This window comes from Paenibacillus nicotianae (assembly GCF_042681745.1).
Taxonomy (GTDB): domain Bacteria; phylum Bacillota; class Bacilli; order Paenibacillales; family Paenibacillaceae; genus Saccharibacillus; species Saccharibacillus nicotianae.
Genome location: NZ_JBHUGF010000010.1, coordinates 3,114,915 through 3,133,444, shown reverse-complemented (window position 1 = coordinate 3,133,444; position 18,530 = coordinate 3,114,915). Strand labels below are relative to the sequence as shown.

General features: G+C 38.2%; 20 protein-coding genes. 14 read left to right on the top strand and 6 right to left on the bottom strand.

What is annotated here, in order from left to right:
* Window positions 1-53 precede the first annotated feature (53 nt).
* Window positions 54-971 (bottom strand): helix-turn-helix domain-containing protein, encoded by a 918-nt coding sequence (locus tag ACFSGI_RS17880; RefSeq protein WP_379283843.1) that lies wholly within the window; start codon window positions 969-971, stop codon window positions 54-56.
* A gap of 127 nt (window positions 972-1,098) precedes the next feature.
* On the opposite strand from ACFSGI_RS17880, the gene ACFSGI_RS17875 reads away from it, so the two are divergent.
* The 3 genes from ACFSGI_RS17875 (at window position 1,099) to ACFSGI_RS17865 (ending at window position 4,353) form a co-directional block, all read left to right on the top strand.
* On the top strand, window positions 1,099-1,935 hold the full coding sequence (locus tag ACFSGI_RS17875) for a sugar phosphate isomerase/epimerase family protein (RefSeq protein WP_204825530.1): 837 nt from the start codon (window positions 1,099-1,101) through the stop codon (window positions 1,933-1,935).
* 15 nt (window positions 1,936-1,950) lie between these two features.
* Complete coding sequence (locus ACFSGI_RS17870) at window positions 1,951-2,982, top strand: Gfo/Idh/MocA family protein (protein WP_204825529.1); 1,032 nt, start codon at window positions 1,951-1,953, stop codon at window positions 2,980-2,982.
* Window positions 2,983-3,168: 186 nt separating this feature from the next.
* Window positions 3,169-4,353, top strand: a complete 1,185-nt coding sequence (locus ACFSGI_RS17865) for an MFS transporter (RefSeq protein ID WP_379283840.1) — start codon at window positions 3,169-3,171, stop codon at window positions 4,351-4,353.
* An 84-nt stretch (window positions 4,354-4,437) separates the two neighbouring features.
* Here the strand turns inward: ACFSGI_RS17865 and ACFSGI_RS17860 are convergent, their stop codons facing one another.
* Both ACFSGI_RS17860 and ACFSGI_RS17855 read right to left on the bottom strand, forming a co-directional pair.
* Entirely contained in the window at window positions 4,438-5,019 is a 582-nt protein-coding gene (locus ACFSGI_RS17860) for an LOG family protein (RefSeq protein WP_204825527.1), read from the bottom strand.
* A 228-nt stretch (window positions 5,020-5,247) separates the two neighbouring features.
* Window positions 5,248-6,516 carry a stalk domain-containing protein gene (locus ACFSGI_RS17855; RefSeq protein ID WP_379283838.1) on the bottom strand — a complete coding sequence of 423 codons (1,269 nt, stop codon included), beginning with the start codon at window positions 6,514-6,516 and terminating at the stop codon, window positions 5,248-5,250.
* A gap of 303 nt (window positions 6,517-6,819) precedes the next feature.
* Here ACFSGI_RS17855 and ACFSGI_RS17850 point away from each other — a divergent pair, with 303 nt between their 5' ends.
* The 6 genes from ACFSGI_RS17850 (at window position 6,820) to ACFSGI_RS17825 (ending at window position 11,569) form a co-directional block, all read left to right on the top strand.
* Window positions 6,820-7,590, top strand: a complete 771-nt coding sequence (locus ACFSGI_RS17850; protein ID WP_204825526.1) for an SDR family NAD(P)-dependent oxidoreductase — start codon at window positions 6,820-6,822, stop codon at window positions 7,588-7,590.
* Between the two features lie 514 nt (window positions 7,591-8,104).
* On the top strand, window positions 8,105-8,785 hold the full coding sequence (locus ACFSGI_RS17845) for a Na-translocating system protein MpsC family protein (protein ID WP_204825525.1): 681 nt from the start codon (window positions 8,105-8,107) through the stop codon (window positions 8,783-8,785).
* Window positions 8,786-8,995: 210 nt separating this feature from the next.
* Complete coding sequence (locus tag ACFSGI_RS17840) at window positions 8,996-9,673, top strand: Na-translocating system protein MpsC family protein (RefSeq protein WP_204825524.1); 678 nt, start codon at window positions 8,996-8,998, stop codon at window positions 9,671-9,673.
* Between the two features lie 124 nt (window positions 9,674-9,797).
* Window positions 9,798-10,190 (top strand): response regulator, encoded by a 393-nt coding sequence (locus ACFSGI_RS17835; protein WP_204825523.1) that lies wholly within the window; start codon window positions 9,798-9,800, stop codon window positions 10,188-10,190.
* A gap of 85 nt (window positions 10,191-10,275) precedes the next feature.
* Complete coding sequence (locus tag ACFSGI_RS17830; RefSeq protein ID WP_204825522.1) at window positions 10,276-10,917, top strand: deoxynucleoside kinase; 642 nt, start codon at window positions 10,276-10,278, stop codon at window positions 10,915-10,917.
* Window positions 10,895-11,569, top strand: a complete 675-nt coding sequence (locus ACFSGI_RS17825; protein WP_204825521.1) for a deoxynucleoside kinase — start codon at window positions 10,895-10,897, stop codon at window positions 11,567-11,569. The genes ACFSGI_RS17830 and ACFSGI_RS17825 overlap by 23 nt, the downstream gene beginning before the upstream one ends.
* 112 nt (window positions 11,570-11,681) lie before the next feature.
* On the opposite strand, the gene ACFSGI_RS17820 is transcribed toward ACFSGI_RS17825, so the two are convergent.
* Both ACFSGI_RS17820 and ACFSGI_RS17815 read right to left on the bottom strand, forming a co-directional pair.
* On the bottom strand, window positions 11,682-12,104 hold the full coding sequence (locus ACFSGI_RS17820; RefSeq protein ID WP_204825520.1) for a VOC family protein: 423 nt from the start codon (window positions 12,102-12,104) through the stop codon (window positions 11,682-11,684).
* Window positions 12,105-12,160: 56 nt separating this feature from the next.
* Window positions 12,161-12,703 (bottom strand): recombinase family protein, encoded by a 543-nt coding sequence (locus ACFSGI_RS17815; protein WP_204825519.1) that lies wholly within the window; start codon window positions 12,701-12,703, stop codon window positions 12,161-12,163.
* 172 nt (window positions 12,704-12,875) lie between these two features.
* Here ACFSGI_RS17815 and ACFSGI_RS17810 point away from each other — a divergent pair, with 172 nt between their 5' ends.
* A complete protein-coding gene (locus ACFSGI_RS17810; protein ID WP_204825518.1) occupies window positions 12,876-14,336 on the top strand; it encodes a SulP family inorganic anion transporter in 1,461 nt (486 codons plus the stop codon).
* A 30-nt stretch (window positions 14,337-14,366) separates the two neighbouring features.
* On the top strand, window positions 14,367-14,888 hold the full coding sequence (locus ACFSGI_RS17805; protein ID WP_204825517.1) for an NUDIX hydrolase: 522 nt from the start codon (window positions 14,367-14,369) through the stop codon (window positions 14,886-14,888).
* A gap of 135 nt (window positions 14,889-15,023) precedes the next feature.
* On the opposite strand, the gene ACFSGI_RS17800 is transcribed toward ACFSGI_RS17805, so the two are convergent.
* Entirely contained in the window at window positions 15,024-15,704 is a 681-nt protein-coding gene (locus ACFSGI_RS17800; RefSeq protein WP_204825516.1) for a hypothetical protein, read from the bottom strand.
* Between the two features lie 278 nt (window positions 15,705-15,982).
* Between ACFSGI_RS17800 and ACFSGI_RS17795 the strand changes: the two genes are divergently transcribed.
* The 3 genes from ACFSGI_RS17795 to ACFSGI_RS17785 all read left to right on the top strand — a co-directional run bounded on the left by ACFSGI_RS17795 (window position 15,983) and on the right by ACFSGI_RS17785 (window position 18,512).
* Window positions 15,983-17,107: an FAD-dependent monooxygenase gene (locus tag ACFSGI_RS17795; RefSeq protein ID WP_204825515.1), complete on the top strand. Its 1,125-nt coding sequence runs from the start codon at window positions 15,983-15,985 to the stop codon at window positions 17,105-17,107.
* A 309-nt stretch (window positions 17,108-17,416) separates the two neighbouring features.
* Window positions 17,417-17,947 carry a type IV pilus modification PilV family protein gene (locus ACFSGI_RS17790; protein WP_204825514.1) on the top strand — a complete coding sequence of 177 codons (531 nt, stop codon included), beginning with the start codon at window positions 17,417-17,419 and terminating at the stop codon, window positions 17,945-17,947.
* Window positions 17,931-18,512, top strand: a complete 582-nt coding sequence (locus tag ACFSGI_RS17785; protein ID WP_204825513.1) for a PulJ/GspJ family protein — start codon at window positions 17,931-17,933, stop codon at window positions 18,510-18,512. The genes ACFSGI_RS17790 and ACFSGI_RS17785 overlap by 17 nt, the downstream gene beginning before the upstream one ends.
* Window positions 18,513-18,530 lie beyond the last annotated feature (18 nt).

Genomic DNA, 18,530 nt, shown 5'->3' with positions numbered 1-18,530 from the left:
TCATCATATCGATAGCTACCGTTGTTCTACAATAGTAATAAAAAGATAGAACATTATAAGATCCTTGATAAATTACGATAAGCACGCGGTGGAATCCCTTCACTTTTACGAAAAATACGACTGAAGTAATGAATATCGGTATAGCCCACTTGTCGTCCTATCTCTTCTATAGAATCGTCTGTTTCTCGAAGTAATCGTCTTGCTTCACGATGACGTAGCATTTGTACATATTCTCCAGGAGGCATGCCTGCTATTTTTTTAAATACTTTGATCATATGATCTTCATTCATATTGAGTTCAGTAGCAAGTTTTCTATTATTCCAATGTTTTGCAGGATAGAGTTCGATATGATCCATTATTTCTAAGATACGATCACTTTGTATAGGCGGGTTCATATGATTGTACGATTTCTGAGAGCGAAGAAGTAGACCTAGAATTTGTAATAATAAAGCTTTGCAGGTCAGTAGATAAGCCGGGGGGCGCATTGTAAATTCTTGAACCAATTGTTCGATCAATTGTACGCATGTAGGAGAAGGGATATAAAGACGTTGAGCAGAAAACGGTTCAAATCCTTCAGCGATTGCTTCAGTAGCAAATTTGGAATCCATAATCTTATGTTCATTGACGATTAAATCTTCATCTCGCAAAATCTGAAGTTCATGAAAAAAGTCAAAATGAATCCCGATAAAATGGGCATTCGGAGTAGATCGAACTTCATTGCAATGAGATACACCTGCTGGGATAAATAATAAGTGCCCTGCTGGAATCACAATACTATCGTTTTGAAAATGAGTGATCGCTTCTCCTTTACGTACATACAGTAGTTCAAAATCATAAATCATTCGCTGATCTAGTCTGCCTGTAGGTAACTTCTGATGTTGAGCATAATGAATATTCGGCGACCATTGTTCAATCGGAGCAAGGCGTTGTTTACGATAAGTCATAGCATACGAAAAACCGGAATTGTCCAAAAAAACCTCTCCTTTTCCTAAATCTATTTCATCTTATTATTGATAGAATAACGTTAATTATCCGGTATATCAATGAATTTGCAGTCTATATCTCAATAAGTGAAGGCTATAAACAGGAGGCGGTATTGTGAAAAAAGGGATTAATATCTGGTCATTTTCAGATCAATTGAGTATTGCAGAATGTGCTCATATTGCAAAGGATGCAGGTTTTGCAGGGATCGAATTATCGCTTAATGCAGAAGGAGAATTAGGGCTAGATGTGACTGACTCTCAATTGACCACTATTCGTGAGACTGTGACAAATGAAGGCTTAGAAATTAGCGGATTAGCAACAGGGCTATATTGGGAATATGCGATGACTAGCGACGATTCAGCGACCCGTCAGCAAGCGATAGATATTTGTCGCAAGCAATTAGAAGTAGCTGCTGCGCTAGAAGTGGATACTATTCTGGTGATACCTGGAGGTGTAGGAGTAGATTTTATCCCTGATTATCCTATCGTTGCTTATGATGTTGCCTACGAACGAGCACTTGAAGCAATTAGTACACTATCCAAAGAAGCACAAGCTATCGGTGTGCAGATTGGCATTGAAAATGTATGGAACAAATTTTTGCTTTCACCGCTGGAAATGAAAACATTTCTAGATGAAATTCATTCTGATTATGTTGGTTCTTATTTCGATGTGGGCAATGTTGTGTATTCTGGGTATCCTGAACACTGGATTGCGATTCTGGGTGAACGGATCAAAAAGGTACATTTCAAAGACTATCGCCGCGAAGTAGGCGGACTTGCAGGGTTTGTTGATTTGTTAGCCGGTGATGTTGATTATCCTGCTGTCATAGAAGCGCTACGGAAGATTGATTATACCAACTATGTGACTGCTGAAATGATTCCGCCTTACAAACATCATTCGAATCAAATTATTTATAATACGTCGTATTCGATGGATGCGATATTAGCATAAAAAGGAGGAATACAAATGGTTAAAGTAGGATTAGTTGGATTTGGAATCATGGGTCATATGCATTTCGAAAATTATGTTCGGCTCGCGGCAGAAGGTGTAGATGTTCAGCTTGTAGCAATCTGCGATATACGCATTGAACAATTAAAGCATGAGAAAGTGATCGGCAATATCGCAACAGATACGGATACCGCAGTTATTGATCTATCTGCATACCATTTATATGATGATCTGGAAAAGATGCTGGCTAATGAACAATTAGATGTTCTGGATCTCACCTTACCTACAGACCTACACGCACCGATCGCTTGTGATCTTCTTGCTCGTGGATACCATGTATTCTGTGAAAAACCGATGGCAATCAATACGTCTGCTGGTCAACAAATGCTTGATGCTGCTCATGCTCATCAAAAGCAATTGATGATCGGACAATGTCTGCGCTTCTGGCCGGCTTACGAATATTTACAAGAAGTCGTCACCCGACAAACTTTTGGTGAAGTGATTAGTGCTACCTTTTTCCGCGGTGGAGCGACACCAGAAGGTTGGTTTGTCGATAAAGAACGTAGTGGTGGAGCGATGTTAGACATGCATATTCATGATGTTGATATGATTCAGTGGGTATTTGGCTTACCTGATCATGTCTCTTCACTGGCACGAAATGTTGTTCCGGGTAGCGGATATGATGTGGTCTCGACCAATTATATCTATCCAGATGGCAAAGTCGTTAACGCTCAAGTGGATTGGACACTACAAGGCGATTATGGTTTTTCGATGACCTATCGGGTGAATTTTGAACAGGGGAATCTTGTGTTTGAAAATGATATTGTACAAGTCAATCCGAATAATGGTGCAGGTTATACTGCTGAATTATCATCAGATCGAGGGTATTATCGTCAACTTCGGTATTTTATAGAATGTCTAATACAGAATCAACCGATGTCACAAGCAACACCTGAAAGTACACTTCGATCATTACAATTGGTTGAAGCAGAAATGTTATCAGCAGATCGTGCAGGAGAGAAAGTAAGCGTAGCTCAGATTTTAGTCTAACTCTCGACGATTCTCATATTCAAAATGTCAGGACTATTCAAACTATATTCAGACAGCTTGCTAGAAAAAGCTGTCTGAATATAGTTTTTTTGTTTTCAACAGCTAAGGATATACCAAATTTTGAATATCATTATTTGAATTGTAGTGTATAATCATAAAGCCCAAATGAATATAAAGGAGTCGTATATGAATACAGAACAGTCCCAACCATTTGTTCTACGTCAAAGTCTATTATGGATCATGGCGATTGCTTCAGGATTGGCGGTCGCTAACTTATATTATAATCAGCCATTGCTTGCAGATATGGCGACTTCTTTCGGAATTAGTCGAGATCAAGCAGGATATATCTCTACATTTACGCAGATTGGTTATGCGTTAGGCATGTTGTTATTTGTACCTTTAGGGGATATTAGAGAACGACGTAAGCTGATCTCGACACTGTTGATTTTAGTTACAATTTCGCTGTTAGGTGCGGCGGCGTCTACTCATATTGTGTGGATGTATATTGCTAGCTTTGCGATCGGGCTAACCACAGTAGTACCGCAGATTCTAGTTCCTTTTTCAGCACAACTGGCTACACCGGAACAACGGGGTAAAGTGATCGGCACAGTGATGAGTGGATTATTATTCGGCATTTTGTTAGCTCGTACGATCTCGGGATTAATTGGAGGAACATGGGGCTGGCGCTGGATGTATGGTATCGCGGCGATCATGATGTTTGTACTTTTTCTAGTGTTACGACGGAAATTACCACATGTAGAACCGTTAATGAAATCAACATATTCCGAATTGTTAGTATCTATTGGTGGATTGATCCGGCAGTATGCAGTGTTGCGTGAAGGTGCTCTTATTGGGGCGCTGAATTTTGCTTCATTTAGCGTATTTTGGACATCGCTTAGCTTCTATCTTGAAGGCGAACCTTATCATTATAGTAGTCAGATTGCCGGGCTGTTCGGATTGGTTGGCGTAGTGGGTGCATTAGGAGCTCCTATTGTGGGACGGATCGCAGATCGGATACAACCAAAATGGATTATCGGTGCAATGATTGTTGTGACATTGATTTCATTTGCTTTTTTCGGCTGGCTTGGTGGTACATTAATCGGTCTCATGATCGGAATCGTGTTACTTGATCTAGGGGTGCAAGGAGCACAAGTGTCCAATCAGGCTCGTATTTACGCTTTAAATGATAGTGCTCGTAGCCGTCTGAACACAGTGCTGATGGTCAGTACATTTGTAGGTGGAGCGATCGGGTCGTCGGTAAGTAGTTATATGTGGAAAATCGGCGGTTGGAGTGCTGTCAGTCTATCGGGCGGAGTCTTTATGCTGTTGTCACTGCTGGTCTGGAGTATCGCAAGATGTAGAAAACAGTAGAGGTATCCAACTATAAATAAACAAAGAAGAAGATCATTCCAGATAGGGATAATCTGCTTCTTTGTTTGATAGAAAAATAATCATTTATGTACGATCTTCAGTTAAATACGTTTTGACCGATGGATGCTGATAATGAGCAAATTGGTCTAGTATTCCTGTAGGAGTAGTATCAACAATCACCATTTCTCGATACTTTTGTTGCATGAATCGTTGACTTGCCATCTGATCGAAAAGGGCAACTAATGGGTCATAATAATGTTCTATATTCATTAGACCGCAAGGTTTCTCATGCAATCCCAATTGTGCCCAAGTAAAAATTTCAAAGTATTCTTCCATCGTCCCAGGCCCACCAGGTAATACGATAAACCCATCCGACATTTCTGCCATTTTAGCTTTGCGTTCATGCATAGAATCGACAACGATCAATTCTGTTAGATGTTTATGAGCAATTTCACGAGACTGAAGAAAATGAGGCAATATCCCGATTACTTTACCGCCTTTTTCTAAAACAGCATCAGCTACTGCCCCCATCAATCCTACACTAGCACCGCCATAAATTAGTGTAATACTACGATTAGCCAGCTCATGCCCTAAAGCGATAGCATGTTCTCGATAAGCTGGTAATGCTCCATCATTTGATCCGCAAAATATAGCTATACTTTTCATCTGATCATCTCCTTTTATTTCATTTGCAAATAAGTAGGGTATCAATATAGCATATAACATCAAGAGAATGAATAGGCGTATTATACTCATTCAATCAAAGATAAAGCATATGCAACCGAGTGATCACAAAAGATTGCCAACTATTAATAATGTATTTCTAATCTAAATCAAAAAGCTCTCTCCTACATAAATAGGAAAGAGCTTTTTGCATCATACTGATTTTCTAGCTTATTTGAACTCGATAGACTCGTGCATACTATTCCATGCGGCTTGACCTACAATGCCTAATCGCCAGATCGAGACTCCTTTGAGATCATAACGCTTGGCTAGACCGATTTTGGAGTTTACTGAATCTGCATTTTCGCTACCTAAAGAGATACCTAAAATCAGTTTGTTTTTATTAATCTGTTTTAACGCTAAAGTGATTGCTTCATCGACTTTGGCAAGCGGTTCAGGGCTTTTTTCATTATCATACGCATACGCCATAATAATAATATCATCTGCTAACGTCCCTAAAGTGCGATAATCGTAGCCTTGATAAGAGCTATTGAGTGGGTGGAGCACAAGTGTTAATTTAAGATTTTTTTGATGAGCTTGAGTGGCTATGTTTTGGATAAATGCATTATAGTCTTTCTGCGCTTGAAGCTTATCTCCGGTTAACCCTAATCCTTCGAAATCGAGTACGATTCCTTTAAATCTTTTTTGTGTAGCGGTATCGATAATGCCTTTGATCGTTTGTTGCTGTAAAGTGAGGTCTTCCAGATTTTTGGTTAATTCGCCATGTCCATCAACAGCATAGACCATGAGATAAGGCGAAGTGCCTTGTGTCGCTGTGTTCTGAATAATCGACTCTGGTGTATCGACACCTGCCGATTGAGGCCAGCGATATTCTTTGCCCGTATCAGCAATCGTGAATTTGCCATTGAGGTCGATTCGACTCCAACCAAAAGCCATACTATCAAAATCAGGAATCATCGCACGCTCATCATACGAAGATAAAGCATAAAAGCCCATCGTATACAAATCTTCCTGTGGTGAAGTGATCGAGACGGTCTTCGTAGCTTGATTCCATTGAACACCTGCTCCGAATTGTTGACTGAAAAAGCTAAGTGGAATCATTGTATTATTACTAATTGTCTGTGGTGCTAAAGCTAAAGAAACAGTTTTACCATCGACCATAGCTTGGGTACTGCCCATCGTCAAAACAACTTTTTTGGTGGTAGAAGCTTCTTTTTTAATAGCTGTAATCGTTTTGGAAGCTTGATTCCATTGAACATCGATACCAAGCGCTTCAGAGATAGCTCGGAACGGCACCATCGTTGTTCCTTTAATAGCTACAGGTTGAACAGGAAAAGGCAACGCATACCCATCTAGCATAATGCTCACACCACCACTGGTAGCTGCTTGAGCGACTGAAGATGTACAAGCTAAAGTAGATGTAACTACACTCCCCATCAATAAAGTACTACATAAAGTTAATTTAACAATCGTCCTCAACGATACTCCTCCTATGTAGCGTTTATAAAAGATAAACGCGATCAGTAAAATCGAAAGTGATTTTTGCAGAGCAAAATATCTTTCTCTAGCGTTTATAAAGGATAAACGCAACAACTCGAATAGATAACCTTTACCATTTTACCAAATAAAGTAATTAGATACTATATCTTTTGCTATACATACATTCTATTTGGACTTGCTAACGGTTTTATACTATACTTTTGTCAAATCTATATCAGTATTCAATTAGTCTAAACCTATTTCATCTCTACAGATACACACAACAATAGATGGAGGCATCGTATGATTGCTATCGATTTGAGTGGTAAAACCGCATTAGTGACAGGAGCTACAGGTCAGTTAGGCAGAGTCATGGCACGTACACTGGCTAAAAGCGGCGCTGATGTGATTCTTCATTATTTTCGTAATCAGGAACAAGCGCTTGTATTGCAACAAGAACTAGAGCAATTAGGGCGTTCTGCTTTTATTATTCAGGCAGATATAGGACAAATAGCAGACGTAATTGAAATGCGTGAGACATTATCGACAAATTTCAAGATGCCTGATATCGTTGTAGGTAATGCTGTTTCTCAATATGAATGGACATCGATATTGGAGCAGGATATGCAGGATTATGTAGATCAATTTCAGACGACTGTTTTGCAAGCGGTTCATCTATCCAAAGTATTTGTTCCTCATATGATCCAGCAACAATATGGAAGAATGATAGGCATTAATACCGAATGTGCGATGCAAAATGAACCTACGCAATCGGCTTATGTCGCTGGAAAACGTGGCATGGATGGAATCTATCGTATTCTTGCGAAAGAAATAGGAGAACACCAGATCACAGTGAATCAAGTGGCACCAGGTTGGACATTAAGTGAACGTGATCTAGCAACAGACCCTTCTGCTAGACAAGATAGTGCTTATATTCAGCAAGTCCCTTTACAACGAAGAGGAACAGATCAAGAGATTGCGAATGTAGTCGCTTTTTTGGCTTCTGATCTCGCTAGTTATATAACAGGTGCATATATTCCAGTAACCGGCGGAAATGTAATGCCTGCTATTTAAATACGATGCTGAATAGTTATGAAGGATACATCCTATATCCAATCATTTGATTTTTGGCAAGGGTATAACCGTAGTGCTTGAAAAAAATAGTGATGTATGATAAAAATAATAAACAACAAGTATATGACATGATAAACAACTGACTGAGAACATACGCATCCAGATCAATGATTCAATAAACAAGTTATAGAGATGAATGTCGATTAAAATGTTGATGTTGATTATCGTTTACTTATATGTACTGGGTATGAATAAATATAAATCAGAATGATCGGTAATGATTCAGACATGATAATGCGCTGTAATTAGGCCGAAGAATGGGTAGAGATACCTTTTCTTCGGTCTATTTTTATTTAGATAGCTTGTATGTACAAACAAATGTTGTACAGCAAAAATGATATCTTTTATATGAAAGATCGATGGTGTGTTATAGGCTTTGACAAACGATATAAAACGAAGCATCAATGTACCGAATCTAGTGATAGATTGGGATATTATACTGGGAGTGTAGTCATTGAATCGTAAAAACATAATTAATCAAGCAACGAGTTATACTACAAAATTATTAAGAAATCGTTTTGGAAAGGGACCTGAAGCGGTGTCGATTTATGTATGTGAACAGTGTATTGTTCTACATCTCAAAAACTTTTTGAGTCCAGTCGAAGAATTTTTACTCAGTCAAGAAAAAGAACAAGCTTTTCGTTATACACGCGAATTGATTATGAAATCGATGTTGCCTGAACTGAGACAGTTTCTGACACAACAATTAGAGTTGAATGTAGTAGACCTTTATTATGATTGGGGCATGTATAATGCTTCAGGTGTGATCGTAGGATTACTGGATAATGCGCTTTATAGCGAATCAGAAGATTATCAAGGAAAAGAGCAATTGCATAAAGACATTATTAAAGCTACTACCGAATTGCAAAAACCACCGACATGGATAGATTCTTGGTGGATTAATTCCAAAACGTTATTTATTCTTCGCAAAGGAACAACGATTCTGCTGGAAAAAGAACTGATCAGTCTAGGATATGAACATATGCTACGAATGACCAAAGGAAAGATCGAAAAAGCATTATTAGAACAAGAAACGAATCTGGAACCTCTTTTTCATAAAAAGATTGCTGATCTTTATGTTGATTGGAGTTTTGAGAACGATCATAGTATGATTATGTACACTTTCGAAGAATAACGAAATAAGGTAGTTGTTCATAACGTAAAATGATATAATACGTTAGCGAGGTAACTGAGTATCTTTTTTATGTGTTTTGGAATCATTCTGATCGATATACATTAACTTAATTATAATTATTGCATATGCACATTTGAGTTTATTGTATTGTAATCTTTACGCTCCATGTGAATAAGGCAAAATGGAGTATATTTGTATGGAGGCATAGATATGCAATACAATGAATTAGTTAGTCAAGCAACCAGCTTTGTTAGTAAAATGCTAAGAAAGCGCTTTGGTAAAGGCCCCGAATCGGTACATATTGTTTTATCCGATCGGTGCATTTTGATTCATTTGCGGAATTTTTTGAGTCCGGTTGAAGAGTTTTTATTAAGTCAAGAAGAAGAACAAGCTTTTCGGTATACACGCGAATTGATTATGAAGTCGATGTTACCTGAACTGAAAGTGTTTTTAAATGAACATTTGGATTTAGAAGTTACTGATATGTACTATGATTGGGGTCTACACAATTCTTCCGGCGTTATTGCTGGCTTATTCGGTTCTAGCTGGATGGAGACAGAAGATTATCAAGGAAAAAATGAGATTCATAATCAAGTGATGAAAGTAACTGCTGAAGTGCAAAAAACACCTGCTTTTATTGACTCCTGGTGGGTTCATCCGAGATTGTTAATCATCTTTCGAAAGGGTATAACCATACTTCTTGAAAAAGAATTAATAGATTTGGGTTATGAAAATATATTAAAATCAACAAAACGTAAATTAGAAAAACGGTTGTTGGAACAGCACGTGGATCTAGAGGAAATTCTTCAAAAAAAATTAGTGGATTTGTATGCTGATTGGAATTTTGAACGTGATCAGAGTATGGTTGTGTATGTGTTTGAAGAATAACCACTCTCCACTATATAAGTATACGGTCATAATACAGACATTATATATGCGCTGAGATTAAGCCGAAAAAAAGGTAGTCATACCTTTTTTTCGGCTTTTTCTTTTTTCGGAAAGGAAGGATCCTATGGAACACAAGAACATCAAAATTCTGTATATTGAAGATGATGGAGTAAATATGTTACTGATGCGTCACTTGTTTAAAAAGAAGTTACCAGCAGTAGAATTATTAGAAGCTTCTACTATTCAAGAAGGAATTGGTATGGCGATCAAGGTACAACCTTTTTTGATATTGTCTGATATTCATTTTTTGGGAATGAACGGATTTGAAGGAATTAGTCAGTTGAAAGCAGACCCCCGCACATCGATGATCCCTGTATGGGCAATCAGCGCTTTTGTATTAGAAGAAGATATTCGAAAAGGCAAAAATGCTGGATTTGAACAGTATATTACGAAGCCGATTCATATCGGACGGTTCTCCAAATTGCTAGAAGCTTATATTGAACAAAAAACTTCGTAATCTACGCATCTATAATCGTTCTTCTTGTGATACAATACATAAGTCTATTTTAAGATTATTGTGAACAGGAAGGACATCCACATCTATGAAACAAACCCCGTTTATTGCTGTAGAGGGTGCTATTGGTGCTGGTAAAACAACACTTGCTACGATGCTAGCACAAGAAATGAATATCCCGCTGATCAAAGAAATTGTAGAAGAAAATCCGTTTCTCGGTAAGTTTTATGAAAATATCGATGAATGGAGTTTTCAGTTGGAGATGTTTTTTCTTTGCAATCGTTATAAGCAATTGGAAGACACCGGACTTCAGTACATTGCCAATCACAAACCTGTGATTTCGGATTATCATATTTATAAAAATCTGATTTTTTCGGAACGTACACTAAAAGGTGTACAACGGGATAAATACCGTCAAATCTATCATTTACTAACAGACGATTTGCCGAAGCCTGATATTATTCTGTATATCCGCGCGGATCTCGAAACGTTGTTATACCGTATCAAAAAGCGGGAGCGTTCATTTGAACAATCTATGGATACTGCTTATTTGGAACAATTGATTCTGGATTATGAAGAAGCGATGGCATCGATTGCGATCAACGAACCATCGACACAGATTATAACGATCGATGGCAATTTGATTGATTTTGTAGAAAATAAGGAGCATTTCGTACAGATTGCTTCTGATCTAAAGGAGCTTATACATGAACGAATACAACATACCTGATAACGCACTGATTACAGTTGCTGGTACAGTAGGAGTCGGCAAATCGACATTAACCTCTGTGTTAGCAGAACGCTTGAATTTCAAAACGTCGCTAGAAAAAGTAGATCATAACCCATACCTGGAAAAGTTTTATCATGATTTTGAACGGTGGAGCTTTCATCTGCAAATCTACTTTTTAGCAGAGCGATTTAAAGAGCAAAAAGCGATTTTTGAAGCAGGTGGCGGTTATGTTCAAGATCGTTCGATCTATGAAGATACCGGTATTTTTGCTAAAATGCACGCAGATAAAGGCACGATGTCTGTTACCGATTATGAGACATATACCAGTCTTTTCGAAGCTATGGTGATGACTCCTTATTTCCCGCATCCTGATGTATTGGTCTATCTAGAAGGAAGTCTGCCTTCGATTCTAAACCGGATTGAACTGCGCGGTCGTCAAATGGAGATCGAGACAGAACGTTCGTACTGGGAGCAGATGCATGGACGGTATTCGACTTGGATTAACGAATTTACAGGATGCCCGGTATTGCGTCTGAATATTGATCAATATGATGTTCATGATCCAGCTTCTGTTGATTTTATTTTGCATGAAGTGGGTAAAGCGATCCAATTGTCTCGCAGTAAGAACTTGAGTCAAGTGGAACAAGCTTAAACGACTGTTATCAATGATATAGTGATCACTTATACAGCAAAGACTCTCCGCGGAGAGTCTTTTTTTATGGACAAGATATGCTGATCTCCAATCGATGTGTCACAATAAACAATTAAGATATGCGCTTCGCAATCGGATGATCTGGATTCATTTGCAACAAATCCCATAGGTTACCGTACAAGTCTTTGAAAACAGCCACGATCCCGTAGTCTTGCTCTTTGGGTTCTCTCACAAATTCGATTCCTTTAGCTACCATGTCATGATAGTCTCGCCAAAAATCATCGGTATTGAGAAACAGAAAAACACGATTCCCTGTCTGATTGCCAACAAAAGGTTCTTGCTCAGGCTTGGACGCTCTAGCCAACAGGATAGTCGTTCCAACAGACCCTGGCGGAGAAATTACTACCCAACGTTTATCCTGTTCAGGCTGATAAATATCTTCGATAACATGGAAATGAAGCTTGCGTGTATAGAATTCTATAGCCTCATCGTAATCTTTGACCACTAATGCAATATGAACGATAGATTGAATCATAATATATATTCCTCCTCGATCTCTACAGTGACTCATACTAAAATGCAGATAGATTTTTAATTTTCTAGATAGCGATATAATGTCGATTTGCTAATGCCTGTTTTTTCTCGAATCTGAGCTAACGTGTATTGCTGACTTTCGTACATTTGGATCGCTTGTTTGACGTTGTCGTCTAATTTACGAGGTCGTCCGACTTTTATCCCCTTTTCTTTAGCTTCATACATTCCTCTTTTTGTATGTTCACTCACTATATCACTCTGGAAATGAAGTAAAGCATGGACATTGTTGTAAAATGCTTTGCCTTCTACAGTACGAGTATCGATCTTTTCTTCAATAGAAACCAAATAAGCCTGCTGTATAGTGATCTGATCTAACAGTTCAGCAAGATGTCTTGTCGAATCAGCTAAAGCAAATAGCTTGGATACCACAAGAGTATCTTCTGGCTGAAGTGTCTGAATTGCCTGTTCAAGAACTATTCTTTTTTTAGCAGAACCATGTTCTTCGGTGACATATTGTTCGCAAGCATATTGCTGTAATTGCTCCAATTGGTGATGACAATGAAGATCGTCCTGATAAGGTCGCATATAGCCGGTTAACATTACATAAACTCCTTACTCTGATCAGACTTTCTCAAATTATAACATAGTAAAAGAACCAAAAAGGTTCCATTTTGGTTCTGGATATGCTACTATCGATTTGTATCGCAACGGCCCCTGACTTTTATGAGAGTTAAAAGTCATTATAAATAGAGAAGGAGTGAACTGTACTGTTATGAATTTGATCAAAGAACAATGGTTGTCTAATGTGAAAGGAGATGTACTGGCAGGTATCGTGGTGGCGCTCGCTCTGATTCCAGAAGCGATTGCATTTTCGATTATTGCAGGTGTTGATCCGATGGTTGGCTTGTATGCTTCTTTTTGTATGGCTGTGATTATTGCTTTTATCGGTGGACGTCTCGGGATGATCTCAGCGGCTACAGGAGCGATGGCTTTACTGATTGTTCCGCTTGTACGTGAGTATGGCGTACAATATTTGCTTGCTGCTACTATATTGACTGGTGTTATTCAAATTTTGTTTGGTATATGTAAAGTAGCTAAGCTAATGAAATTTATTCCTAGAGCAGTGATGATTGGTTTTGTGAATGCGTTGGCTATTCTGATTTTTATGGCTCAAATCCCGCACTTTTGGGGTATTTCTACAACAACGTATTTGTTTGTTGGTATTACGTTATTGATTGTGTATGTATTACCACGCTTTTTCCAAGCTATTCCTGCACCACTTATAGCGATTGTGCTTTTGACAGCGATAGCGATCTGGGGGGATATTCATATTGGAACGGTAGGTGATTTGGGGACGATTACTCAATCTTTACCTTCTTTTCTGTTTCCTAACGTGCCTTTGAATCTAGAAAAATTACTGATTATTTTACCGTATTCTATTTCTTTAGCAGTGGTCGGTCTGGTAGAGTCGCTTTTAACAGCATCGATAGTAGACGATATGACAGGTACAGGTAGTAACAAAAACAAAGAAGCACGCGGACAAGGTATAGCTAATATTTTTACTGGGTTTTTCGGTGGTATGGCAGGTTGCGCAATGATTGGTCAATCGATTATTAATATCAATTCGGGAGGACGTAGCCGATTATCTACATTGATTGCAGGTGTGTTCCTGATGTTTTTGATTTTGGTTCTAGGTGGAGTAGTCATTCAGATTCCGATGCCTGTCTTAGCAGGAATTATGATTATGGTTGCGATTGGAACATTTGATTGGACTTCATTTAACTATTTGCGTAAAGCACCAAAAAGTGACGCGCTCGTGATGCTAGTGACTGTAATTGTAGTAGTTGCTACTCATAATCTAGCTCTTGGTGTAATGGCTGGTATTTTGTTAAGTGCTATTTTATTTGTCGCCAAAATTTCTACGATTAAAGTAGTTTCTCAGCATATCGAACATACGCTAGTATATTGTATAGAAGGACAGTTATTTTTTGCTTCTGTGGAGAGCTTTGTAGATTCTTTTGATTATACGATCAGCGATACTACGATTATGCTCGATTTTGCAAACGCTCATGTATGGGACGATTCGGGTGTAGGCGCTGTAGATAAAGTCGTTATTCGATTGCGTGCTCTTGGCAATGATGTAGTAGTCAAAGGATTAAATACTTCTAGTGAAAAGATTATTCATAAAATCGGTGTCTATCACGATAAAGATGCCAAATTAAAAGCACACTAATACAAGGGTAGTAGAAAGGAATATCATCTTATGGAGTTGATTCACAAGCTAGTTCATCAAGATCTCACTTCGCTTGAAGGACGCTGTTTTGAGCGTAAAGCTGCTCGGGCTATTATTATGCGAGGAGATGATATTTTACTGTTATATACTCAAAGATATAACGATTATAGCTTTCCAGGTGGCGGTGTGGAATGGCACGAAGATTTGTATACAGGATTATGTAGAGAACTTGCAGAAGAAACAGGGGCTACCAATGTTCAAATTATACGGGAATTGGGTTATATTGAAGAGTTCCGCCCTTATCATAAACCAGACTATGATCTGATTCGTATGTTATCTTACTATTATATCTGTTCGATCGATGAACAATTGGGAGAGACCCAACTAGAAGAATATGAGATTACAAATGGAATGTCTGCTGTATGGATCAATTTGAATAAAGCTATTCTTCATAATCGACAAGTGATGATGAATCAAGAGCCTTCGATGGGCTTTTCGATTGAACGAGAAACTTTGATTTTGGAATTAATAGCATCTGAGCAAAGATCTTAATGTATAAAAAACAGTATAATAAACGACATCAAAAACCATCGGTTCCTAAATAGGGATCGATGGTTTTTTGATGTTATTTATTTCTACGCTAGTAGACATTTTTTACGAACAAGTTAATAAAATGTGTGGAACTTATTAACGATCTGTTTTAGACATAATACTTGCTAACGATGTAAGGGCTGGTGTTAAAAAAGTATCGGCTTCTTTTCCTTCTGGTGAGTATACGCGGAAAATATAAGCATCTTTGCTCTGCTCATCTTCCCAGACAATATATTCATGCAATCCTTTTTCATCAGACACTTGTAACAGTAGACTTGCTTTTACCATTGGGCCTTCATATAACTGATCGCCTTTATATTCTTTTGCTTCGCCATACGTTGCCAATTCTTTTATTCCTTTAGTACGCAACTCATCTAATTTGAAATCAGAAGATAATTTTTCGATTTCGGCATAGTATTTAGGATTATCCGTCAATTGAAGGCGATTGGTTGCAGTATCTAGTGTGTATCCGTCAAACACATATAATGAGTAGTCATTACTCTCTTTAAGAGTAGCTGTTCGTTTATCGCCCATCCCCATATCGAAAGACTGCGTAGATTCACGTTGTTCTACTGAAGTTGTGGCTTGGTTATCCGAAGATTCTGCACTGTCTGTTACCGTCTTATCATCTACCTGTTGATTCTCTAGGGTTGTAGATACTGCTGGCGTTGGTTGTGAATCGGCAACTGGAGCAGTTGTTTGCTTTTGACAGGCTGTTATGGTGAGGGTAAGTAGCAGTACAGAAGCTATTGTTACACCTCGATTGGTTTGATTCATTAGTAACACCTCCTCTAGTTAGACGAACTCAATCCGATATACGTTACCTTTTTTGCAAAATTTATTTCTTTTTACTATCATTTTTGACCATCCATTTATATTCAAAATATTTAATATTTTGCTTCTTTGTCCATACTTTTGCAAAAATAACAATCTTACATATTATAAATTTTACATGTAAAATATTTTATAGAGCTTATTTTTAACTATTCTTCCAGATGCAGTTGAAAATGCTGCTCAATCATCAAGTCGTTTTATAACACAAAAGGAGCTGCATTATGTCGAACACTATAGAAAATGTAATCATTATTGGAGCGGGTATCGGAGGATTATCTGCTGCTATTTCTTTGCAGAAAATTGGACTTCAGGTCACATTATGCGAAGGCAGTGCTCATGATGCACCTGCGGGTACAGGCATCACACAACCTCAAAATACGTTTAAAGTGTTAAAAGATTTGGGAGTGTATGAAGAGTGTCTGGAGCAAGGGGTACAACTGGATAGTATGCAGATTTTGAACAAAGAAGGACGCGTATTGTTAGAAGTAAATCAGAAGTTTTTGAATGAAGATTTACCTGGACGTAACTCGATCTGGCGTTCTACATTAAATCAGATTTTATTATCCAAAGCGCTAGCACTTGGAGTTAACATGAAATGGGATAAACATTTTAAAACATATGAAGAACATGAGCATGGAGTAACAGTTTATTTTGAAGATGATACTATTTTAGAAGCTGATCTGCTTGTAGGATTCGATGGGATTCGCTCGAAAGTGCGTAATATTATGCTTCAGCGTGAGGTTCAATCGTCTTACCTAGGAATGGGTTCATGGCGTGTGCCGATTGAGTTTCCTGCGGGTACATTGACGACCACCAGCTATATGTTACTAAATGAGGACAATAAAGTAGGTATTTTTCCACTAACAGCTACAAGTGGGTATATGTTTATTCTAAAGCCTGTTCAAGAAGATTATCGTGATCCCAAAGAACAGCGTTATCATACAGTGCGCCATATGTTAGAACCTTTTCAATGGAAAAAAGATTTCCTGAATACTTGTTTTCAACCGGATAGCCCGATCTTATTCAATATGATTCGGCAGGTAGTGTTGAAAGAAAAATGGTACAGCCAACGTGTCGTGATCGGCGGGGATGCTGCTCATGCAAGTGCTCCAAATCTAGCACAAGGGGCAGCGATGGCGATAGAAGATGCGATTGTATTAGCAGAGGAAATCGCTCAACACAGTTCACTACCAGAATCATTATCTGCTTACTATGATCGAAGATATCCAAGAGCACGAGAAGTGCAACGACTTTCAGAAGAGTTGCTGATTAATGAAATGTCCGGCAAATCATCTCAACAAGAGATTATCCAACAGTGTGACGATTTATTAGAAAAAGCATATTAAATCTTTACACAACTGCCTACTATAAAGAGTTATCTATCAAAAGCAAAGAGTTATGTATCAGAAGCGCCTGCAAAGGCGCTTTTTTTATTTGTCTTTGGGTTCGCAATTTATTTCTACTATTAGCCCAATCGATCAGAAGAAACAAAGTATCTAATCCCATTTTTTGTGACGTTTATAAAGTGGATGTATGAAATTGGAAAAGGATGTATAAAGTTCAGAGCGTAATTAGTCGAAGAAGTAGATAAGGGCATATCTACCAGGAACGGATGCTACATATCTAAAAATAGCTAAAGAAAAAGGAGCCTACCGATGAGAAAGTATAGCAAACATGAAGAAGGCTTTACCTTGATTGAAGTAATGGCGGCAATTGTTATTTTATCGGTTGTGTCGCTGGTATTAATGTCTTACTTTGGCGATTCATTATCTTATGCTAAAAGCAATGCTAATAAAACAGTGATGGTGAATCTGGCTCGTAATGCACTGGTGTATGCGGAGAAGCAAAATTTTGATACATGGAAAACGTATTTTCAATCCAATCCTAGTATCGATAGCCAAAAGTGTGAATCGATCACCAATTGCAGTGTCTACGCTTCACTTGTAGAACAACCTCAAGTATTGGCGGCGGTATTGAATCCTATCGTGAATGGAGTGCAATACCGGGTAGCGATTCAGTATCAGAAAGATTTGCTACAAGCATCTACTGGAACAGCAGGAACGATTAAAGGGCAAGAATCTGCCTATCTGCTTCCAATCCAGATTACGGTACATGGAATAGAAGAAAAGTCAGGTCAGGTTGGAACGATTGTGGAGGGGTATATCACCGATGAGAAAATTCGTTGATCGATTGCGTCGTCAAGAAGGATTTACATTAGTCGAAATGCTTCCTACATTGCTTTTGTTAGCTATGGTGATGAGTATGATCTATGGAGTAGCACATTTTGGAATGCGTAGTTATAACCAGATTAAAGTTGAAAACTCGTTACGGGATGAAGGTGATATATTGATGTCTTCGATTATTACCGAACTATATACATTTGCACCGGATCGTGTTCGTCAATTAACGGTCAATGGCAAAAATATAGGAATTCGCTTAGAACGTGATCCAGCGATAGCAAGTGGCACAACAGGTACGATCGAAGTCTTAAATATCTATATGCAGGCAGGGTCATTATATATCGGTAGCTTGCAGAGTGTTAGTAGTTCATCAACCGTTACTTCAATAGTGCAACCGAAAGATCAGGTAAGAGCAATACAGTCTCAATTAGGAGATAATTCATCGATTCAAATTCAATCTGATGGACGAACAGTCTATACGAGCGGCATTATTCAGATTAAGTTAGCTCTTTCTCAAACGGTACAGGGTCAATCTAAAAGTCTAGTGCTTGAAAGTAATTTTGGATTTTGATGATAGATATTCAGATAT